Annotated in this window: 24 protein-coding genes; 13 read left to right on the top strand and 11 right to left on the bottom strand. The window is 32.6% G+C overall.

Annotation, left to right across the window (positions count from 1 at the left end; genetic code table 11):
- The first annotated feature begins 15 nt into the window (after nt 1–15).
- A complete protein-coding gene (locus tag SIB45_RS04380) occupies nt 16–2,424 on the top strand; it encodes a UvrD-helicase domain-containing protein (RefSeq protein WP_011862340.1) in 2,409 nt (802 codons plus the stop codon).
- Between the two features lie 5 nt (nt 2,425–2,429).
- The gene (locus SIB45_RS04375; protein WP_011862339.1) at nt 2,430–3,677 is read left to right on the top strand and encodes a CCA tRNA nucleotidyltransferase; all 1,248 of its coding nucleotides are present in this window, start codon (nt 2,430–2,432) and stop codon (nt 3,675–3,677) included.
- On the opposite strand, the gene selD is transcribed toward SIB45_RS04375, so the two are convergent.
- Nucleotides 3,678–5,849, bottom strand: a complete 2,172-nt coding sequence (gene selD, locus SIB45_RS04370; protein WP_011862338.1) for a selenide, water dikinase SelD — start codon at nt 5,847–5,849, stop codon at nt 3,678–3,680.
- Between the two features lie 10 nt (nt 5,850–5,859).
- Here selD and mtnP point away from each other — a divergent pair, with 10 nt between their 5' ends.
- Entirely contained in the window at nt 5,860–6,753 is an 894-nt protein-coding gene (gene mtnP, locus SIB45_RS04365) for an S-methyl-5'-thioadenosine phosphorylase (protein ID WP_011862337.1), read from the top strand.
- Nucleotides 6,754–6,796: 43 nt separating this feature from the next.
- Here mtnP and SIB45_RS04360 read toward each other — a convergent pair whose 3' ends face one another.
- From SIB45_RS04360 to SIB45_RS04335, 6 genes are all read right to left on the bottom strand, one after another.
- Nucleotides 6,797–6,994 (bottom strand): photosystem II reaction center protein J, encoded by a 198-nt coding sequence (locus tag SIB45_RS04360; RefSeq protein WP_011375864.1) that lies wholly within the window; start codon nt 6,992–6,994, stop codon nt 6,797–6,799.
- Between the two features lie 9 nt (nt 6,995–7,003).
- Entirely contained in the window at nt 7,004–7,123 is a 120-nt protein-coding gene (locus SIB45_RS04355) for a photosystem II reaction center protein L (protein ID WP_002806119.1), read from the bottom strand.
- A gap of 11 nt (nt 7,124–7,134) precedes the next feature.
- On the bottom strand, nt 7,135–7,281 hold the full coding sequence (gene psbF, locus SIB45_RS04350) for a cytochrome b559 subunit beta (RefSeq protein ID WP_011375863.1): 147 nt from the start codon (nt 7,279–7,281) through the stop codon (nt 7,135–7,137).
- Nucleotides 7,282–7,283: 2 nt separating this feature from the next.
- On the bottom strand, nt 7,284–7,532 hold the full coding sequence (psbE, locus tag SIB45_RS04345; RefSeq protein ID WP_002806020.1) for a cytochrome b559 subunit alpha: 249 nt from the start codon (nt 7,530–7,532) through the stop codon (nt 7,284–7,286).
- A gap of 136 nt (nt 7,533–7,668) precedes the next feature.
- The gene (locus SIB45_RS04340) at nt 7,669–8,685 is read right to left on the bottom strand and encodes a photosynthesis system II assembly factor Ycf48 (protein WP_011862336.1); all 1,017 of its coding nucleotides are present in this window, start codon (nt 8,683–8,685) and stop codon (nt 7,669–7,671) included.
- A gap of 9 nt (nt 8,686–8,694) precedes the next feature.
- On the bottom strand, nt 8,695–9,123 hold the full coding sequence (locus SIB45_RS04335) for a rubredoxin (RefSeq protein ID WP_011862335.1): 429 nt from the start codon (nt 9,121–9,123) through the stop codon (nt 8,695–8,697).
- Between the two features lie 77 nt (nt 9,124–9,200).
- Between SIB45_RS04335 and SIB45_RS04330 the strand changes: the two genes are divergently transcribed.
- From SIB45_RS04330 to SIB45_RS04320, 3 genes are read left to right on the top strand one after another with little or no spacing between them, the layout of a single operon-like run.
- Complete coding sequence (locus SIB45_RS04330) at nt 9,201–9,563, top strand: NAD(P)H-quinone oxidoreductase subunit 3 (RefSeq protein ID WP_011862334.1); 363 nt, start codon at nt 9,201–9,203, stop codon at nt 9,561–9,563.
- A 4-nt stretch (nt 9,564–9,567) separates the two neighbouring features.
- A complete protein-coding gene (locus tag SIB45_RS04325; protein ID WP_011862333.1) occupies nt 9,568–10,302 on the top strand; it encodes an NADH dehydrogenase subunit K in 735 nt (244 codons plus the stop codon).
- Nucleotides 10,302–10,835, top strand: a complete 534-nt coding sequence (locus tag SIB45_RS04320) for an NAD(P)H-quinone oxidoreductase subunit J (protein ID WP_011862332.1) — start codon at nt 10,302–10,304, stop codon at nt 10,833–10,835. The genes SIB45_RS04325 and SIB45_RS04320 overlap by 1 nt, the downstream gene beginning before the upstream one ends.
- Here the strand turns inward: SIB45_RS04320 and SIB45_RS04315 are convergent.
- Nucleotides 10,832–12,217 carry a gluconeogenesis factor YvcK family protein gene (locus SIB45_RS04315; protein ID WP_413682145.1) on the bottom strand — a complete coding sequence of 462 codons (1,386 nt, stop codon included), beginning with the start codon at nt 12,215–12,217 and terminating at the stop codon, nt 10,832–10,834. The genes SIB45_RS04320 and SIB45_RS04315 overlap by 4 nt on opposite strands.
- A 133-nt stretch (nt 12,218–12,350) precedes the next feature.
- On the opposite strand from SIB45_RS04315, the gene SIB45_RS04310 reads away from it, so the two are divergent.
- Both SIB45_RS04310 and SIB45_RS04305 read left to right on the top strand, forming a co-directional pair.
- Entirely contained in the window at nt 12,351–13,136 is a 786-nt protein-coding gene (locus SIB45_RS04310) for an ABC transporter ATP-binding protein (RefSeq protein WP_071813373.1), read from the top strand.
- Nucleotides 13,137–13,141: 5 nt separating this feature from the next.
- The gene (locus SIB45_RS04305; RefSeq protein WP_011862329.1) at nt 13,142–13,987 is read left to right on the top strand and encodes an MlaD family protein; all 846 of its coding nucleotides are present in this window, start codon (nt 13,142–13,144) and stop codon (nt 13,985–13,987) included.
- Nucleotides 13,988–13,994: 7 nt separating this feature from the next.
- Here the strand turns inward: SIB45_RS04305 and bchD are convergent, their stop codons facing one another.
- Complete coding sequence (gene bchD, locus SIB45_RS04300; RefSeq protein WP_041484657.1) at nt 13,995–16,178, bottom strand: magnesium chelatase ATPase subunit D; 2,184 nt, start codon at nt 16,176–16,178, stop codon at nt 13,995–13,997.
- A gap of 48 nt (nt 16,179–16,226) precedes the next feature.
- Here bchD and folK point away from each other — a divergent pair, with 48 nt between their 5' ends.
- The 3 genes from folK to SIB45_RS04285 are packed head-to-tail and all read left to right on the top strand — an operon-like array spanning nt 16,227 to nt 18,837.
- The gene (folK, locus tag SIB45_RS04295) at nt 16,227–16,793 is read left to right on the top strand and encodes a 2-amino-4-hydroxy-6-hydroxymethyldihydropteridine diphosphokinase (protein ID WP_011862327.1); all 567 of its coding nucleotides are present in this window, start codon (nt 16,227–16,229) and stop codon (nt 16,791–16,793) included.
- 47 nt (nt 16,794–16,840) lie between these two features.
- Nucleotides 16,841–17,404: an NUDIX hydrolase gene (locus SIB45_RS04290; protein WP_011862326.1), complete on the top strand. Its 564-nt coding sequence runs from the start codon at nt 16,841–16,843 to the stop codon at nt 17,402–17,404.
- Nucleotides 17,401–18,837, top strand: a complete 1,437-nt coding sequence (locus SIB45_RS04285) for a cryptochrome/photolyase family protein (RefSeq protein WP_011862325.1) — start codon at nt 17,401–17,403, stop codon at nt 18,835–18,837. The genes SIB45_RS04290 and SIB45_RS04285 overlap by 4 nt, the downstream gene beginning before the upstream one ends.
- On the opposite strand, the gene SIB45_RS04280 is transcribed toward SIB45_RS04285, so the two are convergent.
- Together SIB45_RS04280 and SIB45_RS04275 are read right to left on the bottom strand one after the other, a co-directional pair.
- Complete coding sequence (locus tag SIB45_RS04280) at nt 18,822–20,027, bottom strand: DegT/DnrJ/EryC1/StrS family aminotransferase (RefSeq protein WP_011862324.1); 1,206 nt, start codon at nt 20,025–20,027, stop codon at nt 18,822–18,824. The two genes, SIB45_RS04285 and SIB45_RS04280, sit on opposite strands and share 16 nt — an antisense overlap.
- Before the next feature lie 53 nt (nt 20,028–20,080).
- Nucleotides 20,081–20,674, bottom strand: coding sequence for a thioredoxin family protein (locus SIB45_RS04275; protein ID WP_011862323.1), 594 nt, complete (start codon nt 20,672–20,674; stop codon nt 20,081–20,083).
- A 105-nt stretch (nt 20,675–20,779) separates the two neighbouring features.
- Here SIB45_RS04275 and fabI point away from each other — a divergent pair, with 105 nt between their 5' ends.
- Together fabI and hisB are read left to right on the top strand one after the other, a co-directional pair.
- On the top strand, nt 20,780–21,562 hold the full coding sequence (gene fabI, locus SIB45_RS04270) for an enoyl-ACP reductase FabI (RefSeq protein WP_011862322.1): 783 nt from the start codon (nt 20,780–20,782) through the stop codon (nt 21,560–21,562).
- Nucleotides 21,563–21,582: 20 nt separating this feature from the next.
- The gene (gene hisB / locus SIB45_RS04265; protein ID WP_011862321.1) at nt 21,583–22,188 is read left to right on the top strand and encodes an imidazoleglycerol-phosphate dehydratase HisB; all 606 of its coding nucleotides are present in this window, start codon (nt 21,583–21,585) and stop codon (nt 22,186–22,188) included.
- Nucleotides 22,189–22,193: the final 5 nt, after the last annotated feature.

Below are 22,193 nucleotides of genomic sequence, written 5' to 3'. Positions count from 1 at the left end.
AAAACCCTTCCAAAAGTGCATCAAACCAACAATTTCCTTTTTAATTCCCTAAACAATCAACAACTCCAAGCAGTAAAACATGTTTATGGACCACTATTAGTTGTAGCAGGTGCAGGTAGCGGAAAAACTAAGGCTCTTACTCACAGAATTGCAAACCTTATTGAGGGTAACTCTATAGATCCTTATAACATTCTCGCAGTCACATTCACTAACAAAGCTGCTAAAGAAATGAAAGGAAGATTAGAGGTTCTTCTAGCCCAAGAATTAGCTTTTAATCAATTTGGTCAGCCTTGGACAACTCTCAAAGAAATTGATCAAAATCAATTAAGAACAAACGTTCACCAAGAGAGGCTTCAGAACCTTTGGATAGGTACTTTCCATTCTTTATTTTCAAGACTTCTGAGATACGATATTGAAAAATATACCGATCCAGAAGGCCTAAAATGGACAAGGCAATTTTCAATTTACGATGAAACAGATTCTCAAACATTAGTAAAAGAAATTATCAGTCAAGATATGAGTCTTGACCCAAAAAGATATGATCCCAAAAAGATTAAAAGATTAATAAGTAATGCTAAAAATCAATGCTTAACTTCTAATGATCTTTTAGAAAAAGCAGAAAATAATTTTGATAAAACAGTTGCAGAAGCCTACAAAAGATATAGAATTTCGCTATCAAAAAATAATTCTTTAGACTTTGATGATCTTCTACTTTTGCCCGTTTTCTTATTGAGGCAAAATGATATAGTCCGTGATTACTGGCACAAAAGATTTAAACATATTTTAGTTGACGAATATCAAGATACAAATAGAACACAATATGAACTTATAAAATTAATTACAGCTGGAAATACTGAACCAAAAAAATTCTTCAATTGGGAAGATCGGTCAATTTTTGTAGTTGGGGATGCTGATCAAAGTATTTATAGTTTCAGAGCAGCTGACTTCAGAATTTTAATTGGTTTTCAAGAGGATTTTAAAACTTCAATCAACGACGATACAAATTCATCTTTAATTAAATTAGAAGAAAATTATAGGTCATCTTCCAATATTCTTGATGCTGCAAACTCACTAATTGAAAACAACTCTGAAAGAATTGACAAAGTTTTAAAGGCTACTAAAGAAAAAGGGGAACTTTTAACGTTACTCAGCTGTGATGATGAAATTTCCGAGGCAGAAGCAATTACAAATAAAATTAAATCACTCAATAACTATAATCAAAACCCAATTTGGAAAAATTTTGCAATTTTATATCGAACCAGAGCTCAGTCGAGAGTATTAGAAGAATCTCTTGTAAGGTGGCGCATTCCTTATACAATTTTTGGAGGATTGCGTTTTTATGATAGGAGAGAAATTAAAGATGCGATAGCATATTTGAAAGTTCTGGTTAATTCTTCAGATAACGTTAGTCTTTTACGAATCATAAATGTTCCTAGAAGAGGGATTGGTAAGACTACTATTCAAAAACTTAATGAACTATCCAATAGGTTAAATATTCCATTATGGGAGGTTCTTAATGATAAGCAAAGTCTTGAAGAAACAATAGGCCGATCATCAAAAGGAATTAATAAATTTACTGAAGTTATGAATGACCTACTGTGTTACCTAGAAAATTCAGGTCCCGCTCAACTACTACAACTTATTTTAGAAAAAAGTGGTTATTTAAGTGATTTACTCTCTAGTGGGACTGAAGAATCTGAAGATAGAAGAAATAACTTACAAGAACTAATTAATGCAGCTACTCAATATGAAGAAGAAACAGAAAGTGGAGATGTAGAGGGATTTCTTTCTACAGCAGCCTTGACAACTGATAATGATACTAAGAAAAATAATCCTAACTCTGTAACTCTCATGACTTTGCATAATAGTAAAGGTTTAGAATTTCAAAATGTTTTTATCACTGGGCTAGAACAAGGTCTCTTCCCTAGCCATAGATCAATAGATACTCCATCACTTCTTGAAGAGGAAAGAAGATTATGCTACGTAGGTATTACTAGAGCTAAAGAGAGAGTTTTCTTAAGTCATGCCAGAGAAAGAAGATTATGGGGTGGAATGCGTGAAGCAACAATTCCTTCAATATTTCTTTCGGAAATACCTGAAGATTTAATAGATGGCGAATTACCACAAACTGGTGGTGCTTCAATTAGAAGAGATTTGCATCTTGATCGTTTAACAAGAGTTGATCGAAACAATCCAAATGAATTTGTTAACAAACCAATAAATGCAGTAAGGAAATTATATTCAGGGCCAAGTAAAGGGAAAAGCTGGATAGTTGGAGATAAGCTAATTCACTCAAAATTTGGGAAAGGTGAAATTATACATATTTTTGGGAGTGGGGAAAAAATATCTTTGGCAGTAAAATTTGGTGATAAAGGAAGTAAAATTCTAGATCCCAGATTAGCTCCAATTCGTTATGTAAGTTAAAACTCATGAACGATATCTCTGATTACATCCAAGGGGAATTAATCAAAACTCCATTTAATCTATATAACCTTATTACAAAATACATAGAATCTAATAAGAATACTAAAGTGGCTTTTGTTGGCGGTTATTTAAGAGATTTGTTAATAAGTAAATTCCACAAAAAATCGTTTTCTAAACCTGTAGATATTGATCTTGTTATTGAAGGATCCTCTATTTCTCTCGCAAAATTTATAAAAAAAAATATTGTAAATGTAGATTTATGTTTAATCAAAGAATTTAATTTATACAACACTGTAGAAATAAATATTAATGACTATAAAATTGATATTGCTTGTGCAAGGAAAGAAATTTACTCTGCTCCAGGCTTAAATCCCACAGTAAATAAAAGTACTATTGAGGAAGATCTTAAGAGGAGAGATTTCTCTATAAATTCAATAGCCTTCGAGGTCTCGACAAAGAAAATCTATGATCTTTATGGAGGAATTTCTGATATAAAAAGTAAAAGATTGAACTTACTTCACAGTAATAGTATTTCAGATGATCCAAGTAGATTAATTAGATGTGCAAAATATGCTTCAAGATTAGATTTCAATATTTCAAATAATTCCCTCAAACAATCTCAAGAAACAGTTAGACAATGGCCATGGAAAAGTTCAGAAACTCATCAGAAAGTGATTTACCCTCCTGCACTAGGCATACGAATAAGGATGGAACTAGCTGAAATATGCAAACACGATAATTTGACTAATGTAATTTCGATAATTCACAAATGGGAAATTATCTCAATCTTAAATGAAAATATTAAAGTCGATAAAAGGTTCTTAAGAGGACTAAATTGGATAAAGAAGGTAAAAGGAAATCATATGCTTTACTTATTAAAAGATTCAGAAGATTTAAAAAAAGCATGTCAAAGATTTTTGGTAAATAATAGTGAGATAAAAATATTAGAAGATTATTTAAATATCAAAAAGATATTAAATACAAACAAAAAAAATTTCAATCATTTTTCTCCATCAAGTTGGACAGAATTTATTGAGAGCAGAAACCTTAATGATGAGACAGTAAAATTATTAATTTGTGATGGAGGACCATACTGGCGTAAATTGTTTAGGTGGTTATTTATTTACAAATTTATAAAATCAAAAAAAGATGGAGAAACATTAAAAAAAGAAGGATGGGAACCAGGGCAGGAGATGGGAAAGGAAATTAAAAGATTAAGATATTTGGAAATTGACAAGTTAAATAGAAATTAATTACATTTTTACAACCTCTCCAACCTTGTACCATTTATCCTTTAGAACATTTTCATATTTACGATTGCAACTAATCAACAAAGGTCCACATGTTTGAGGATCTAATAGTAATGATATTCTCTCGTTAAAAGTCTCTTGATCTAATGAATTTTCGTTTAAAAAATTAATTATTCTTTTTTGCTTATTTACTTTATAAATTTTGTCAAAAATTTCTTTATTAGATTCAAAGAAAGTACTTTTAACATCTTTTCTTATTAAATCAAATACTCCAGGATAAGCTTTAAATGCAAATAAATCTAATAAAACTTTTAGTGGTTCAAGATTATTGCTTTGCCTATATAAATTAGATGATTCAACCATTTCTTTAAGATGTCCAATAAATCCATATCCAGTAATATCAGTCGCAGCATTGACTAATGATTCTTTAAATTGATTTTGAAAAAGATAAATTTCATCAATCAAATATTGCTGACTCTTTACTAAATTATTAATTACTTTAGAAGAAGTATCTAGCATATTAATATTTTGCATTTGACCGGCAAAGTAAATCCCAACCCCCAGAGGTCTAGACATCATGAGAATATCTCCATTATTCATTCCAGATTTAAGCCATGGTTTTGCTCCATTTTTTAAAATACCTTGAACTGTTAAAGAAATATCTATTCCTAATGAATAAGGTTTATTTACTAAACTTCTTGCCTCGAAAGTATGGCCTCCAAGTAATTCACCTCCTTGATCCTCAACTGTTGATTTAATTCCTTGAAGTGATTGAGAAAAGAGGTAACTCTGAAATTCCCTTTCAACTTTTGGTAATGAAATTAAAGCCTGCGCGGATGAAAGTTTTGCGCCGCATGCCCACAAATCTGAGCAAGCATGCAAAGTAGTAATTTTTGCATTAAGCCAAGGATCACTTACCAAAGCAGGAAATCCATCTACACTTTGCAAGATAATATCTTGACCATTTTGATATATCTCAACTGAATCTTCAGGTGATGAGGCAAAAGAATTTAAATTAGAATTTATTAATGATTTATTCAAAACAACTTGAGGAATTTTAGCTGCACATCCTCTGCAATCATTCAAAGAAATACTTTTTTCACTACTTTTCATAATTAGCCTTTTTGATCTGAACTTTTTAATAAAGTTGAGATCAATTTTATGCTTTAAAATCCAAAAAATAAAAGAAGGGCCGAAAACAAAATTGCGATAAATAGCAAAAGCCTTTGGATGATGGCTTGGAAATATATTTACTATTTGTAATCCGATCTTTTGGGGAAACCACTTTTTTAATGATCTTCCTTCTATATCTTTTTTTAGATTTTGTACTAATGTATTTACAACTTTTACTGCAAAAACTCCCGATGCTGGTCTTTTTGCTGAACCTACAACTGCGCAATCGCCAACAGCAAAGATTCCAGAGAAACTTTTTATCTGCAAATTCTGATTTGTAATTATTCTGCCATAAGAATCCGAATCTAATAATTTTTTTTGTGACCATAACGGAGATGTATTTCCAGTACATAAAAGAATCTTGCCATAATCAAAATTAAGTTTTTCAATTAAATCAATATTGGAATTCCGTAAACTTTTTAGAATTGTATTATTAATTTTTCTTGAATCACATAATAGTTTTAAAGGTCTATCTCCCCATCTTTTTCTCAAAGCAAATGATACTTCAATTGCAGCAAGACCACTGCCAACTATTACAAATGGAAGTTCATTAACTGAATCAAAAATGTCCTCTTTTAGGATTGAGTCATAAGCCCTTAAAAAAGGTTTAATTGAAAAAGCATTTCGATTTTTAACTAGTGATTCAAATTCTTTTGGAATTATTGTTTGACTTCCATAATTAAGCACCAACTTAGAATAATTAACTGAAGGTCTATTACTTAAAACAATTTTCTTTAAATTGAAATCAACATTCTTTACTTCTTCTTCTATAAAAGATACTTTTGCATTTTTTGCCAAAGATTTTATATTAATTAAACTCTCTTCTAAAGTGATTGATTTTGAAATCACCGATGGGAACATCGCCGAATAAACCAAATGAGAATCTCTAGATATAATTGAAACAGGAATTTCTGGCATTAATTTCGGAAACATTAACCATTTCTTCAATAAAGAAACATTTGAGTGTCCTCCTCCAATTAGTACCAGATGATTAAAAGCCATTTAAATCACTATGAATAAAGAACATTTATTACCAATAGAAAAATCAAGATTAGGAGTGATTGGTGGAAGTGGATTTTATTCAATGGATCAAATAGAGTACCTAAGAGAACTAGAAATCAATACTCCCTATGGTAAACCTTCTGATTCAATAAAAGTATATAATCTTGGAAACCTAGAAATAGCATTTATTCCTAGACATGGCAGAAAACATAGTTTAAATCCTTCTGAAATACCTTACAAAGCTAATATTTGGGCTTTAAGATCAATAGGAGTAAGATGGATCATTGCCCCATCTGCAGTTGGTTCATTACAAGAACAGATTAGGCCACTTGATATAGTGGTTCCAGATCAATTTATAGACCGGACAAAAAATAGACCTGCAACCTTCTTTAACGAGGGGGCTGTTGCTCACGTAACTATGGGGGATCCCTTCTGCACAAATTTATCACGTATATTAAGTGAAATCGGAGAAAAAAATATTCCTGGCGGAAGACAATTGCATAGAGGGGGTACCTATCTAGCAATGGAAGGTCCCGCTTTCTCAACTAGAGCAGAATCTAATTTATATAGGAGTTGGGGATGTTCAATAATTGGAATGACGAACCACACAGAAGCAAGATTAGCTAAAGAAGCTGAAATAGCTTACTCCTCCTTATCTATGGTAACTGACTATGATTGCTGGCATCAAACTCATCAAGAAGTTTCTGTAGAGATGGTTTTGGATAATCTTAGATCAAATACTGAAGTGGCTAATAAAATAATATTTGAAGTAGCTAAATTAATTGAAAAAGAAAGACCAAAAAGTAAGTCTCATTTTTCATTAAAAGATGGATTGATAACCCAAAAAGAAAATATCCCAAGCTCAACAATAGAGAAACTCAGGATATTTACTGATTCTTATTAGGTTTATTTGATATCAGTGATTATCAGGTCAAGGTAAGCATTTGTTAGCCTCCAGCTCCAACCCCTTGGTATGAACCATAGAAAAATATACCTAAAACGAAGATAACTGCAATTCCACCAGCTGTAGCAACAAGCCATAGAGGAAGAGTTCCTTCTGTCCATCTTCTTTCCCATGCAACTGCTGGTCTACCGTCGGGAAGTCTATCTGGAATTCTTCCATCAGGTCCTTTTAATTTACTCATAGTTTTAATTTAATTGAAAAAGTAACTGGAAAATAAAATTCCCAATACGAAGACTGATAGTAAGCCTAAATAAAGGCTTGTACGATTAAGTTCAACTGGAACTTTGTTAGGATTTTCGTTTACTTGCATGATAGTTAAATTTATCGGGCTACGAATTGCATAGCAGCAATAGAACCTAGAAAGAATACTGATGGGATAGCTAGAGCATGAACTGCTAGCCAACGGACAGTGAATATAGGATAAACGCGGACTTCCGCAGCCTGCATTGGAGCTTGAGAATTAGTCATTGTTATTTTGTTCTTAAATCTAGTTGAGATTTAGCTTCATATCTTTGTGTTACGACAGGTGCTTTAGATTCAGATGATTGGAAATAACTATCTGGGCGAGGAGTTCCGAAAGCATCGTAGGCTAAGCCTGTATATACAAATAAGAAGCCTGCTATAAAGATAGCTGGTAATGTTACTGCATGAATAATCCAGTATCTAATACTGGTGATTATTTCAAAGAATGGGCGTTCACCCGTTGAACCTGCGGCCATAATCACAAATGTTTACCCTATGATCTTACAGTGTAAAATCATAAGTTCGCGAAGAATTTTACAGGTTGGTTACAGACAGTTGCTAAATCTTTCAAAAATTAATTTTTTTTTTACTATTACCTCGCTTTATATAAAATTAGCTATTCCATTTAAGGATATAACCACGCTCGCCAAGTACAAATCCTTTTTGATTGTCTAAAGCATCCTTATCAAGAAAAACTATTTTAATATAGTTTGTTGGCAATTCAGAAGCAATAGGATCTTTATTCCAAGTTTTACCTTGATCTTTACTCACTATTAAAGTTCCATTACCTCCACCAGCCCATATGTCACCATTTGGATCCCATCCCATGTCTAGATAATTATATCCATTAAGAATTGGAATGATAGGCTTTGACCAATTTTCTAGATCATTAGTATCTTCATTAAATCTAATTTCTGCTCCTCTAGAAAGCATCCATAAACTTCCTTCTGGATTAAAACCAATACTTTGAACTCTTTTGCTACTGGCTCTTTGATGAGCTATCCATGCATCACTGTCATTTTCCAAAGTAGAAAAGAAATTACCTAGACTACTTACACTGACATAATCTCCTTTACTAGTTCTTCTTAAATCTCTTACACCTCCAGAACCAGATGCATCTACAACTTTTGCATTCCATGATTCACCACTATCTGATGTTTCATAAATAGCACCTGCAGTGGTAGCCAATTCTGCAACCCCAGCATCGACAGTTGTTATTAGAAATGGTTGGCCTGGTAATTTGTTACCTAGAGATAAACGTGTCCAATTCTTTCCTGCATCAAGTGTATGCATAACTAATGAAGGTTGACCTATTAACCATCCCTCTGGCCCTTTAAAATCTATATCTAGAAGACGAAAGTTCTCTTCACTTGGTAAATCTAAATTTCTTTTTTCCCAAGTTTCTCCTCCATCATTAGATTCCATAATAAGTCTATTAGAACCGACTAAAAATCCATTTTTATTATCTATAAAATCAACATCTAAAGCATTAGCCTGGTCCTCAAACTGAATTGTTTTCCAAGGGCTGCTATCACTCATCTTTACTCCTGTAGATGAACAACTGCTCAATACAAAGCAAAGAAGAATTGATAAAAGAAGATTGGGAATACTAGTAATAATTTTTTTCATTTGTATATATTAATGCAAAGAGTACAAAGAAAGGAACATAGCAGCAGCAAACGCCAGACCTCCAAAAATTAATATGTTTTTTTGTCCAGGAGGTAAACTATTAAAACCAAACCCATAAACTAAATTTTCTTCAAAACCACTAGGTTTAGATTTAGGACCTATATCCTTATAAAAATTTTTACCAGCTCTACAAACAGGGCAAGCGAAGGTATTCCCATCTAACTCTGAAAAAGGAGTATTTTTAGGTATGTTTAGTTTTTTATTTCCTTCAGACGGATCATAAATATATCCACAACTTCTACATTCGAATCTATTTTGTTCTAGATTAAGGGTAGGTTGTTCAACATTTACTTCTGATGAAATTTCAGAAAGTTTTTCTTTCTCAAAATCTTCAACTATTTTGTTTTCCTCAGAGGCTGGTTGAATGTTTTCACTCACGGTTTATTATTGTTCTTTAAGAACTTTAAAAGATTTTGCTTAATTAAGCGACTTTTATTCAAAATTAATTTTTTAAGATGTTTTTATTAACTGGCTATGAATACTTTTTAGGTTTCCTTTTAATTGCCGCAGCTGTTCCAGTATTAGCTCTAGTTACTAATCTCATAGTTGCTCCTAAAGGCAGAGCAGGGGAAAGAAGACTTACATATGAGTCTGGAATGGAGCCTATTGGAGGAGCATGGATTCAATTTAATATTCGTTATTACATGTTTGCTTTGGTTTTCGTTATATTTGATGTTGAGACAGTATTCCTTTATCCTTGGGCTGTAGCTTTTAATAGATTAGGCTTACTAGCATTTATTGAGGCTTTAATCTTCATTGCAATACTTGTTATTGCCCTGGCATACGCATGGAGAAAAGGTGCTTTAGAATGGAGTTAAAAAATTGAATCCACAATTATCCCCAAAAGCAATAAGAGAAATTCGAGAAGGGACTTGCAACCCTCTTGGTGCACCCCAAGTAACTACAGATTTGAGCGAAAATATTATATTGACAAGCTTAGACGATCTTCATAATTGGGCTAGACTAAGCAGTCTTTGGCCTCTCTTATACGGAACAGCTTGTTGTTTTATAGAATTTGCCGCCTTAATCGGATCTAGATTTGATTTTGATAGATTTGGATTAGTACCTAGAAGCTCTCCAAGGCAAGCAGATTTGCTAATAGTTGCTGGAACAGTAACTATGAAGATGGCGCCAGCTCTAGTAAGACTTTATGAGCAAATGCCTGAACCAAAATATGTCATTGCGATGGGTGCATGCACAATCACAGGAGGAATGTTCAGCGCAGACTCTACAACTGCTGTAAGAGGTGTTGATAAATTGATTCCTGTTGATTTATACCTTCCAGGATGCCCACCAAGACCAGAAGCAATTTTTGATGCAGTAATCAAATTAAGAAAAAAAGTTGGTAACGAATCAATCTTAGAGCGCACAAAAACTGAACAAACCCACAGATACATAACATCTGATCATGAAATGAATCTTGTTTTCTCAGAAAATACAGGTGAATATCTAAATAAAACTTCAGCTAACTCCATTCCATCCTCCAAAAAAGAAAAAATAACTGAACTACCTGATAATAATGAAAAAGCAGAAATTATTGATACTTTAGAAAATTAATGGAAAAAGACGGTTCAGCTAAATCCTCAGATAATTCATTAATAGAAAAAGAAGGCTTTATAAGCCAATCTTTGTCTAAAGATGGAATTCCAAATCAATCTTTACCTGATGATCACATAGGAATTGAAAACATTTCTGTGGAACCTAACAAATTATATGAAGCAGTATCTTTCTTGAGAAATTACGGTTTCAACTATCTCCAATGTCAAGGAGGATATGATGAGGGACCAGGCAAAAATCTTGTTAGTTTCTACCATTTTATAACTGTTGATGATTTACAAAAAATTGAAAAAATTAAAGAAGTCAGATTAAAAGTTTTCTTAAAAAGAGATTCTGATTTATCAATCCCTAGTTTGTATAAAATTTTCAAAGGAAGTGATTGGCAAGAAAGAGAAACTTTTGATATGTATGGAATAAATTTTATTGATCATCCCAATCCCAAAAGGCTATTAATGCCTGAAGATTGGAGAGGATGGCCATTACGAAAAGATTATATCCAGCCGGATTTCTATGAACTTCAAGATGCTTATTAGTTTAATTTTTTTAATTTGCGATAAATAAACATAACTGCTCTTGCGAGTCTCCTTGGATCATGTCTAAGAGTTGGAGTTATTCTTTTTGAATATAATGGTGCTTGCAAAACATAATAACCCTCAGATAATAATTTTTCTTTATTACATTGGACAGGCTCTGCCCCCCTACTTTCGTAATAATCTACTAATGGAGACTTTTCAAATTGAATCTGAGACAAGATTGAGTTGAAAATTCGCGCATTAACTCCAAAATTTGATAATTGTTTTTCTATTGCTTTAATATGTTGATAGACATCGAGTCCATCTGTTTCTCCAGGCTGAGTCATCAAATTACTTATATAAATTTTAGGAGCATTACTTTGCAATAAGGCATCCACTATCTCTGGGACTAAAAGGTTAGGCAATAAAGAGGTGTATAGACTACCTGGACCAAGAACAATTAAATCAGCTTCTTTTATAGATTCAAGAGCACTTGGAAGAGCTGAAGGATTTTCTGGTAGGTAACCAATCCTCGAAATTAATTTTTTAGATTTACTGATCTTGCTTTCACCAAAAATTTTTTCACCATCTTCTAATTCGGCCCATAACATAACATCAATATTTGTTGCAGGTAAAACTTGACCTTGTACCGCCAAAACCTTACTAGAGGCTTGAACTGCTTTTTCTAAACTGCCCGTAATTGTTGTTAAAGCTGACAAGAATAGATTTCCAAAACTATGACCTTCTAGACCACTTCCCCCTGAAAATCTATACTGAAATAATCTAGTTAAAGTAGGTTCCTCGTTTGATAAAGCTGCCAAACAATTTCTGATATCTCCTGGAGGTTGCACACCTAATTGTTTTCTGAGAATTCCACTACTTCCACCATCATCGGAAACAGTCACAATTGCTGTAATATTACTACTGTAATTTTTTAAGCCTTTCAGTAAAGTAGATAAACCTGTACCTCCGCCAATTGCAACAATATTTGGGCCTCTGTTTAATTTACTTTTAACTCTTAATGCATCAACTAAAAATGTATTTTTTTCTGGAACAAGCGCTTTTTGAATTGAATTAATACTTCTATTTTGTCCAATCCCAATTAATAGTAATCCAAGAACAACAATCAACGGTCCCATTAATGAAACAGGCAAAATTCGTGTTAAACCTGTTATTACTCCAAAAAAGAATTCAATAAGCCAATAAAGCGGTCTTAAATTTGTCCAAATTATCAAGCCTAATAATGTAGTCAAAGATCCTATCGCAGATGTAAGCATCCATCTTTTTATTACCAATCCAGGTAAAAGCCAACTCAAAATTCTTAAGATTTTGTTTAACAATACAAAATTAGTCTTTTTAAAGTTTTTATAGTACCTTCTTACCCTTTTTTTACGCTTATTCATTAAAAAACCTCTTAAATTATTTTTTTATAATTTAAAGACTATATAAAATCATTATAAATCAAATTCATACATCCTTTTTTTATTTCTAAAAATAGGCAGAATAAAATATATATATATGCTTTTTATATAAGTTTTGAAAAAATCAAAGCATGCAGTTGAAACAAAAAACCTCTCAATAAGCTGGGGGGAAGTAAATGTGCTTAATCAAATAAATTTTGAACTTAATGATGGAGAGAAATTAGCTATTGTTGGCCCCTCAGGTTCTGGCAAATCAACCATATTAAAAATATTAGCAGGACTAATTTTACCTACCAAAGGAGAATTAAGAATATTTGGTGAGAAGCAAACATATTTGAGATTAGATCAAAATAATCCCCCTGATGTAAGACTAGTTTTTCAGAACCCGGCTTTATTGGGATCTCTAACTATTGAAGAAAATGTAGGTTTTCTCCTCAAGAGAAATAAAAACCTATCAAAAAAGTCAATTCATGAAACAGTACGTGAATGCTTAGCAGAAGTAGGATTATTTAATGTTGAGAATAAACTTCCAAATGAATTAAGTGGAGGTATGCAAAAAAGAGTAAGTTTTGCGAGAGCGTTAATTACTGATCAAACGCTTAATGCAAAATCTAAACCTTTATTACTTTTTGATGAACCAACTGCCGGCCTTGATCCCATTGCCTCTTCAAGAATTGAAGATTTAATTAATAAGACAAATCATAAAGCTAGCGGATCATCTATTGTGGTTAGCCATGTTCTTAGTACTATAGAAAGAACTTCAGATAAAGTTTTAATGCTTTATGGAGGTAAATTCAGATGGGCAGGCTCGATTGATGAATTTAAAAAGAGTGAAGACCCCTATGTATTTCAATTTAGGAATGGAAAACTGGATGGTCCAATGCAACCCAAAGACATTTAGAAATTATGCGTAGAAGCCTGCGAGATTCAATAGTTGGTTTTTCCTTATTAGGAGGAATTTTAATATTCACATTTTTTTCTTTTTGGCTAAGAGGAGTGAGATTATCTTCAAAAAATTGGTATCTCTTTGCTGAATTCAATAACGCAAGCGGTTTATCAAAAAAATCGCCAGTTACTTATAGAGGAATCTTAGTTGGATCTATAGAAGATATCATATTCACAAATGAATCAATTAAAGCAAAGATAGTTTTAAATAATCCTGAAATTATTCTTCCAAGGCCAGCTTTTGCAAGGGTAGTTACAAATTCTTTCCTTGGAGGAGATGTACAAGTTGCTTTAGAAGCTAGTGACAAGACAATTCTTAAAAACATTGCAAAACCCATATCAGAAGAATGCGATGCCAAATTAATAGTTTGTCAGGGAAACACTATTACAGGTAAACAACTATCAAGTCTCTCAAATATAACTAATAGAATAAGTCAACTTCTAAAAGAAACGAATCAAGAAAACTTAATTGAAAACATCGTTACCTCAATTGACCAATTTGATAGAACACAAGAAAATCTTGATGAATTAATTTTTTTATCGAAACAAGAACTGCAAAGAGTTGAACCTCTAATAAAAGAAATTACAATTGCTGCCAATCATTTAAATAACATTTTGTCTACTATTGATGATAAAGAAACCCTTAATGACATTAAATTGACAATTAATGCTGCTAGATCTATCTCAACCAAAATAGATAACATGAGCGATGATTTTGAAAAATTAACGCAAGACAAAGAACTAACTAAATCTATAAGAGATTTAACGATTGGACTTTCAAAATTCCTTAATGAAATTTATCCATAACAAATATTTAGAATTCATTTATAGCATTTAAAGCCATAGCTGCAATCGCTTTATCTGTAGCTTTGGGCAATTGGACGTATTTCCCTTGAGCAGCCTCTGCTAATTCTTTACCAAATCCACTTGCTATAAATTTTCTCTCTGTATCAATTACTAAGAGTTTTATCCCGAGCATGGGATACTTTGCAGCTATATCTAGAACCTCCTGTTTTAAATTGACATTTTCATTTTCGTTATCTTTTCCCTCAACCTCATTTTGTCCTAAAGATAATCCTAATGGTACATTTCCTCGACCGTCAGTGATCCCTACAACAATAACTTGACCTATATCTCCAGTTGCAAGAGCATTTTTTGCTACTTTTGCTGATTGTGTTAATCCATGTGCCAAAGGGGAACCTCCACCACAAGGCATTGTTTCCAACCTTCTTTTTGCAGCAGTTATTGATCTTGTTGGAGGCAAAAGCACTTCGGCCTGATTACCTCTAAAAGGAATAAGAGCTACTTCATCTCTATTCTCATATGCTTCTGTTAAAAGTCTAATTACAGCGCCTTTTGCACTTTGCATTCTATTTAAAGCCATAGAGCCACTAGCATCAACTAGAAAAATTACTAAGGCCCCCGCCTTTTTTTGAAGAAGCTTTGATCTAAAGTCATTTTCTTCAATAACTATTGATTTGTTAGGGTTCCTTAATCTTCTCGATTTTTGATAAGGAGCAGCAGCTCGAAGGGTAGCATCTACAGCAATTCTTTTTACTTTACCTCTTGGAATAATAGGTTTTACATATCTTCCTCTGCTATCACTGAATATGACTGATCTACTTCCGCTATTTCCTGCTTTAGCTTTAGCTGATGAAAAAAGCAATAAATCAGGATCAACCATACATGCTTCAGGGTCTAATATGAATTCTTCAGGTATTTCGGGAGTAGATTCTTCTTCTCCATCAGAATTATCTTCTTCTTGTTCTTTGTCTTGCTCATTATCATTTTCACTAGTCTCAGGTTCAGACTCTTCATTATTTGATTGAGGCGGGGGTGGGGGGCTCTGATCCTCTGGAGGGGGTGGTTGAATATCATCATCGTCTGGAGGTATTTGCATTGCTCGTGGAAGAATAACTAACCTTACTGCGACTTTTAGATCTTCAGAATTCACATTCTCATCGCCTCGAAGAGCTGCATTAGCCTTTGCTACTTTTACTGCGAATAATTCTGACCTATGTCCTTCTACTCCTCCTCTAAGAGCTTCATTCACTAAATAGGTTATTTGCTCTTTTGTTATCTTGACATCCTTTAACCACTGCCTTGCCAAAATTAATTGAGTAGATAAATTATCGGATTCTTCCGACCATTTTTCTGAAAATTTAATATTATTTTCCGCGTGTGATAAAACAGATTTTGTAATCTCAACTCTTTGAGCATTATCAATAGATTGATCTGCGGAAAGCACAATAGCAAAACGATCTAAAACATGATCTCTCAAAGCACCTTCTTCTGGATTATAAGTTGCTATTAAAAGTGACTTACAAGGATGAGAAAGGCTTAAGCCATCTCTTTCAATATTATTTTTCTCTCTTCCTGTAGCTTCAAGAATTAAATTTACAATCCCATCATCCAATAAATTTATATCGTCTACATAAAGAACACCTCTATGAGCCTCTGCTAAAATTCCAGGTTGAAAAACTTGTTCTCCTGTACTTAATGATGCAGCGACGTCAATTGATCCAACAAGCCTGTCTTCAGTTATGCCAATTGGAACTTGAATAAATGGAGCCTCTCTTACCTTTTTGGGAATTTCATCAATTTGATTCAAATAATCACTTCCAATTACCTCCTCCATTAATTTATTAGTACTAATATCCCATTCCTCTGGCTTATCTGGATCTAGGTTCCTACCAATAGGTCTTAATGAAGTTCCACTATTTTTCTCAGTTAGCTTTTCCAGTATTAATTCATTATCTAATACCTCAATAGGAGGAAGTAAAGTATGTAAACCCCTTGCTAATACTGACTTACCAGTACCTCTTCCTCCAGCAATAATCACTCCCCCTAAACTGGGATCAACTGCTGCCAAAAGTAAAGATAATTTCAATAAGCTATGACCAGTAATTGCGGCCAAAGGGAAAGCTCTAAAAGAATCCTTTGACTTCATTAAATCTTTTATTTCTCCTTTTTCTTTTAACTCGGGGTTCAAAATCACTTTAAAAATGCCTGATATAGAATTTATCCAATAACTTTGTTTTTTGTAGTGGAATTATCAAATCTTAATATCAAAAATGGACTATGTATATCCCTCGGAGCAAATATTGATAGTAAATTCGGAAGCCCTCTTGAGTCACTATTAATTTGCAAACCTAAAATAAAGGAAATAATAAATGAGTGGGGAGATAGTTCCAACGAAAAAAAAGAAGAGAAAAGCAAATTTAATGCAAACTTTTTTTGGTCTTCAATTTATGAGACATTACCTCATGGTGTTGATAATGAGCAGCCAAATTATTTAAATACTTTATTACTTATAAAAAGTAATTCTTTCCCTAAACCATCAACTAAAAACGCGAAATTACTTTTAAAAGAGCTAAAAAAGTTAGAGAGATTTTTCGGACGAGAAGAGACGCCAAAGGGTAAAAAATGGCTATCAAGATGTCTCGATTTAGATATTCTTTGGTGGGAAGATTTTCATACGGTTGACGAGGAATTAACATTACCTCACCCTAGATTCATGAATCGGAATTTCGTTATTACACCACTTTCTGAAATCTTAAGTAGAAGCCAAAAAATCACAAAGTTTGATGACCCAAAATGGTCTATTAATTGATTTACAAAACCAAAAAATAACTGTTAAGCTGTTTTTATTTAAAATTCATGGGCAACATAAACTTTTTAAAAAGATCCATTTTTAAAGAAAAAATATCTGAATTGAAGTCAAAAAAGTTTAGTTTCGAAATCAATAGAATTGAGCTTCCAAATGGACACGAAGGTGAATATGGACACATTAAGCATCCCGGGGCAGCATTAGCCGTACCTATTACAAAAGACAATAAAGTTATTATTCTTCGGCAATATAGATTTGCTGTTTCAAGGTATTTATTAGAATTTCCAGCAGGCACATTAGAAATAGGTGAAACACCTATTAATTCAATTAAAAGAGAAATACAAGAAGAAACTGGATTTAGTGCCAACAAATGGGATGAACTAGGAACTCTTGTCCCCGCTCCTGGTTATGCAGATGAAGAAATTTATTTATTTTTAGCGCGTGATTTGAGCAAACTAAATTCAGAGGTTGATGGAGATTTAGATGAAGATATAGAAGTATTAATTTTAGATCCGAACGAACTAGATAATCTTATTTCTAGTGGAGATGAGATTCTTGACGCAAAAACTGTGACAGCTTGGTTTAGAGCTAAACAATTTTTAGATAAATTATGAATAAACCTAGAATACTTTTTTGGCATAGAAAGGATTTAAGAATATTTGACAATCAATCTTTAATTAAAGCATTTTCATTATCAAATGCTATTACTTCGACTTACATATTTGATAAAAATTACCCGCACGATTTCAATGCAAATTCAAGAGCTTGGTTTCTAGGAAATTCGCTTCAAGAATTAGGAAATAATTGGAAAAAAATGGGTAGTAGATTAATCATGGAAGAAGGAGATCCGGTATTAATAATTCCTCAATTAGCAAAGAAAATAGATGCTAAATTTGTTTTTTGGAATAAATCAATTGAACCTTATGAGATTAATCGCGATTTAAAAATAAAAAAAAATTTAGAAGAACAAAATATTCAAGTTATTGAAACTTGGGATCACTTATTAATAGAACCTTTAAAAATATTTTCCGGAAATAATAAACCTTATTCAGTTTATGGGCCTTTTTATAAAAACCTTAAATCAAAAATGAATTTATTAGGTCCATATGACCAAGATAAAGTTGTTTTCCAGTTTAAAGATATAGATAATAAACTCAAAGAAAATAAGACAATAAATTCATCTGATTCTGTTCTAGAGAAATTTATCAAAAATATAAAATTTCCTGGTTCGAATATTTGTCCATGTAAACCTGGAGAGAATGCTGCAGAGACAATATTAGAAAACTTCATTAACGAAAAAAAAATATATTCTTATGATTCTGCACGAGATTTTCCTTCCCATAATGGGACATCTTTTCTAAGTGCATCTCTCAGATTCGGCACCATTAGCATTAGAAAAATTTGGAACGCCACATTAAATTTAAATTCAGATTGTGCAAATCGAGTAAATTATCTATCAATTGAAACTTGGCAAAAAGAACTTGTTTGGCGTGAATTTTATCAACATTGCTTATTCCATTTCCCAGAGCTAGAGAAAGGTCCATATAGAAAAAAATGGGATCACTTTCCATGGCAAAACAATAATGAATGGTTTCAGCATTGGAGCAACGGAGAGACCGGAGTACCTATAGTTGATGCTGCAATGCGTCAACTAAATAGTACTGGCTGGATGCATAACAGATGTAGGATGATAGTCGCTTCATTTCTGGTAAAAGATCTTATATGCAATTGGCAAATGGGAGAGAAAAAATTTATGGAGACATTGGTTGATGGAGACTTAGCTGCAAATAATGGGGGATGGCAGTGGAGCGCCAGTAGCGGTATGGATCCAAAACCACTTAGAATTTTTAATCCATATACCCAAGCAAAAAAATTTGATCCTATTTGCGAATATATAAAATATTGGATTCCTGAATTATCTAAAGTGTCAAATTCAGAATTATTAAATGGAGAGATATCTAATTTAGAAAAAAATAATTATTCAAGCCCTATTGTCAATCACAACATACAACAAAGATTATTTAAATCACTTTATGCTGAAATTTGAATTTCCTGTATACAATTCTTTAAAACTTTATTTAAATTTTCTGCTACATAAACTTGCTCTTCATAAGAAATTTCAGGAAACATCGGAAGACTAAGAACTTCTGTACAAATTCTCTCTGTATTAATGAGTTTTGCTCTAGAAAAATTTTTATTTTTGTAAGCTATTTGTGCGTGTATTGGAATTGGATAATAAATAATTGAATTAATACCTTTTTCAAAAAGTTGTTGTTTTACCAAATTCCTTAAGGAATAGTATTTTTTGCAATCAGTATCAAATAAATTTAAAAAATCTTCATTTAAAAAATATTTGTCGTTTCTTAATTTGATTACAAATTGATTCCAAGAATGGGAAATAGAATCTGAGCTAATTTTTGGAAAACTAATAAATGGATTTTTTTCTAATAAATCAAGATAATTATTAGCAATTTTTTGGCGATTATTAATCCACTTAGAAATATATTTAATTTTAATGTTTAATATGGCAGCTTGAATGGTATCAAGTCTGCTGTTATATCCAATTTGGGTATGATGATATCTTATTGGGCTGCCATGAACAGCCAGTTCTCTAATTTTTTTTGCAATCTTCTGATCTGAAGTTGTTACTGCTCCACCATCTCCAGCAGCTCCTAAATTTTTAGTAGGGAAAAAGCTAAAACAGCCTATATCACCGATACTACCAACTTTGGAAGTTTCCCACATTGTGCATGTTGCCTGAGCACAATCTTCGATTACTTTTAAGTCATATTTCTTGGCCAAAGATTTTATTAAGGACATATTCACTGCATTACCAAATAGATGCACTGGCATAATTGCCTTGGTATTAGAATTTATTTCTTGTTCTATTAGTTCAGTATTAATAAGATAAGTTTCTGGATCTATATCTACCAAAACAGGATTAGCACCAACTGCACTAATAGCCTCTGCAGTTGCAAAAAAGCTAAAAGATGAGGTAATAACTTCATCACCTACACCAATATCTAATGCGCGCAAAGCTAATACTAAAGCATCAGTTCCACTATTACATCCAATAGTATTTTCAACACCAATCAGATTAGAAAAACTCTCCTCAAATTTGGCAATTTCTTGTCCTCCAATATACTGGCCCCCTTTTAAAACTTTAGAAACCTCACTCTGAATTTCAGAGCCAATTTCTTGAAACTGCCTATCTAAAGTAAATGGAGGTATCTGCATAGTAAATATATTAACCCTAAACCATATTTCTATGGTAAAAAAAATTTTTTAATTCATTTAAACCAACTTGGTTCTTTACCAGGAGTCCATTTTATATTGCAGCCTAAAGAAGGCATCTGATTTGAAGGATAAGAATTATCTTGATTCAAATCTTTTACGGCAGAAAGCAAATCTTTTCCAGATAAAGGGATATTATTACCTGGTCTACTATGGTCTAATTGGCCATGATAATACAACAAAAAATCACCATCTCCTTCGTTTGAAAAAAGATAAAAATCTGGGGTGCATGCCGCTTTTAATTTCTTAGCAAAATTTTGATTTTCATCATATAGATAAGGAAAATTCCATCCCTGTGTTTGTGCTTGTAATCTCAAATTTGTAGGAGAATCTGAAGGATGAGTGACAATATCATTACTAGAAATTGCAACTGTTTGAACAGTATTTTCAATTTCTTTACTTAAGATGAAAATTTGATTCTCAATATATTTAACAAATGGGCAATGGGCACAAATAAACATTAAAAGTAAATGCCGATTATCTAGATTATGAGAATTAAAATATTCATTTTTTGAAGAATTAGCATTTAACATTTCGAAATTCGGTAATTGAAAACCTAATTCCAAAACCATAGAATTTGTTCTTACCATGTTCAAGTTAAAAATTCTTCGATATTTGAAAATTATTGTATATTTTGCAGTAATCCGTAAAGATAGGTACTTTTATATAGGAGAATAATAGAAATAATAAACAAAATGCTTCTAAATCTAACTGGCAAAAAAATTCTTGTTACGGGAATTGCCAACAATCGTTCAATAGCATGGGGTATCGCTCAACAACTTTCAAAAGCTGGCGCAGAACTTGGAATCACATATTTGCCTGATGATAAGGGAAGATTCGAGTCTAAAGTTAGAGAACTAACTGAACCTTTAAACCCATCGTTATTTTTGCCTCTTGATGTTCAAAATCCAGCTCAAATTGAAGAAATCTTTAAAAATATAAAAGACAATTGGGGGCAAATTGATGGATTAGTTCACTGCCTAGCATTTGCAGGACGCGATGAATTGATTGGAGATTATAGTGCTACCACTTCAGAGGGTTTTGATAGAGCTCTTAATATAAGTGCGTATTCGTTAGCACCTTTATGTAAAGCAGCAAAACCACTTTTTAGTGATGGTGCTGGAGTTGTCTCATTAACTTATTTAGGTTCAGAAAGGGCGATTCCTAACTATAACGTGATGGGAGTTGCTAAAGCAGCTTTAGAAGCTTCAGTAAGATATCTTTCTGCAGAACTTGGTCCCGAAAGACAAGTCAGAGTTAACGCAATAAGTGCTGGGCCTATAAGAACACTTGCGAGTTCTGCTATAGGTGGCATTTTAGATATGATTCACAATGTTGAAGAAAAGGCTCCTTTACGCAGAACAGTCACTCAAACAGAAGTAGGCAATACAGCTGCTTTTTTATTAAGTGATCTCTCTAGCGGCATTTCAGGCCAAACAATTTATGTTGATGCGGGTTACTGCATTAATGGAATGTAAACTAAGTTTTTTGCATAAAAATGTCATCTCTAAGGCAATCTGAAATCAAAAGAAAAACGAATGAAACAGATATTTCTGTATTTATAAACTTAGATGGAAATGGAATTTCTGAGATTGATACCGGGATACCATTCTTAGATCATATGCTTCATCAAATATCCAGTCATGGTTTGTTCGATTTAAAAATAAGAGCAATTGGAGATACCCATATTGATGATCATCATACAAATGAAGATGTAGGAATTGCGTTAGGAAAAGCATTTTCAAAAGCCTTGGGAGAAAGAAAAGGAATATGTAGATTTGGGCATTTCTTTGCCCCATTAGATGAAGCATTAGTTCAAGTTACTTTGGACTGTTCTGGCAGACCGCATCTATCTTATGACCTTCAATTAAAAGCTCCTAGAATTGGTAATTATGATACTGAACTAGTAAAAGAGTTTTTTATCGCCTTTGTAAATAACAGTGGTATTACTCTGCATATTAATCAAATAAGAGGTAGCAATTCACATCATATAGTTGAAGCTTGCTTTAAAGCTTTTTCACGAGCAATGAGAATGGCTACCGAAATAGATCTTAGAAGATCTGGTTCAATTCCAAGCAGCAAAGGAATGCTAGAAAATCAATAAATAGA

The sequence above is a fragment of the Prochlorococcus sp. MIT 1304 genome (assembly GCF_047305015.1).
Taxonomy (GTDB): domain Bacteria; phylum Cyanobacteriota; class Cyanobacteriia; order PCC-6307; family Cyanobiaceae; genus Prochlorococcus_A; species Prochlorococcus_A marinus_E.
Note: the sequence above shows the minus strand (reverse complement) of the source record. Positions and strands in the feature narration are given on the sequence as shown.

What these genes read in the sequence shown, in the direction of transcription:
- fabI (WP_011862322.1), top strand. Translation starts at nt 20,780, where the DNA reads ATGCTTCTAAATCTAACTGGCAAAAAAATTCTTGTTACGGGAATTGCC.
- SIB45_RS04330 (WP_011862334.1), top strand. Translation starts at nt 9,201, where the DNA reads ATGTTTTTATTAACTGGCTATGAATACTTTTTAGGTTTCCTTTTAATT.
- SIB45_RS04340 (WP_011862336.1), bottom strand. Translation starts at nt 8,685, where the DNA reads ATGAAAAAAATTATTACTAGTATTCCCAATCTTCTTTTATCAATTCTT.
- SIB45_RS04360 (WP_011375864.1), bottom strand. Translation starts at nt 6,994, where the DNA reads ATGAGTAAATTAAAAGGACCTGATGGAAGAATTCCAGATAGACTTCCC.
- SIB45_RS04315 (WP_413682145.1), bottom strand. Translation starts at nt 12,217, where the DNA reads ATGAATAAGCGTAAAAAAAGGGTAAGAAGGTACTATAAAAACTTTAAA.
- SIB45_RS04290 (WP_011862326.1), top strand. Translation starts at nt 16,841, where the DNA reads ATGGGCAACATAAACTTTTTAAAAAGATCCATTTTTAAAGAAAAAATA.
- mtnP (WP_011862337.1), top strand. Translation starts at nt 5,860, where the DNA reads ATGAATAAAGAACATTTATTACCAATAGAAAAATCAAGATTAGGAGTG.
- hisB (WP_011862321.1), top strand. Translation starts at nt 21,583, where the DNA reads ATGTCATCTCTAAGGCAATCTGAAATCAAAAGAAAAACGAATGAAACA.
- psbF (WP_011375863.1), bottom strand. Translation starts at nt 7,281, where the DNA reads ATGACTAATTCTCAAGCTCCAATGCAGGCTGCGGAAGTCCGCGTTTAT.
- selD (WP_011862338.1), bottom strand. Translation starts at nt 5,849, where the DNA reads ATGGCTTTTAATCATCTGGTACTAATTGGAGGAGGACACTCAAATGTT.
- SIB45_RS04280 (WP_011862324.1), bottom strand. Translation starts at nt 20,027, where the DNA reads ATGCAGATACCTCCATTTACTTTAGATAGGCAGTTTCAAGAAATTGGC.
- SIB45_RS04275 (WP_011862323.1), bottom strand. Translation starts at nt 20,674, where the DNA reads ATGGTAAGAACAAATTCTATGGTTTTGGAATTAGGTTTTCAATTACCG.
- SIB45_RS04375 (WP_011862339.1), top strand. Translation starts at nt 2,430, where the DNA reads ATGAACGATATCTCTGATTACATCCAAGGGGAATTAATCAAAACTCCA.
- SIB45_RS04285 (WP_011862325.1), top strand. Translation starts at nt 17,401, where the DNA reads ATGAATAAACCTAGAATACTTTTTTGGCATAGAAAGGATTTAAGAATA.
- SIB45_RS04355 (WP_002806119.1), bottom strand. Translation starts at nt 7,123, where the DNA reads ATGCAAGTAAACGAAAATCCTAACAAAGTTCCAGTTGAACTTAATCGT.
- SIB45_RS04320 (WP_011862332.1), top strand. Translation starts at nt 10,302, where the DNA reads ATGGAAAAAGACGGTTCAGCTAAATCCTCAGATAATTCATTAATAGAA.
- SIB45_RS04305 (WP_011862329.1), top strand. Translation starts at nt 13,142, where the DNA reads ATGCGTAGAAGCCTGCGAGATTCAATAGTTGGTTTTTCCTTATTAGGA.
- psbE (WP_002806020.1), bottom strand. Translation starts at nt 7,532, where the DNA reads ATGGCCGCAGGTTCAACGGGTGAACGCCCATTCTTTGAAATAATCACC.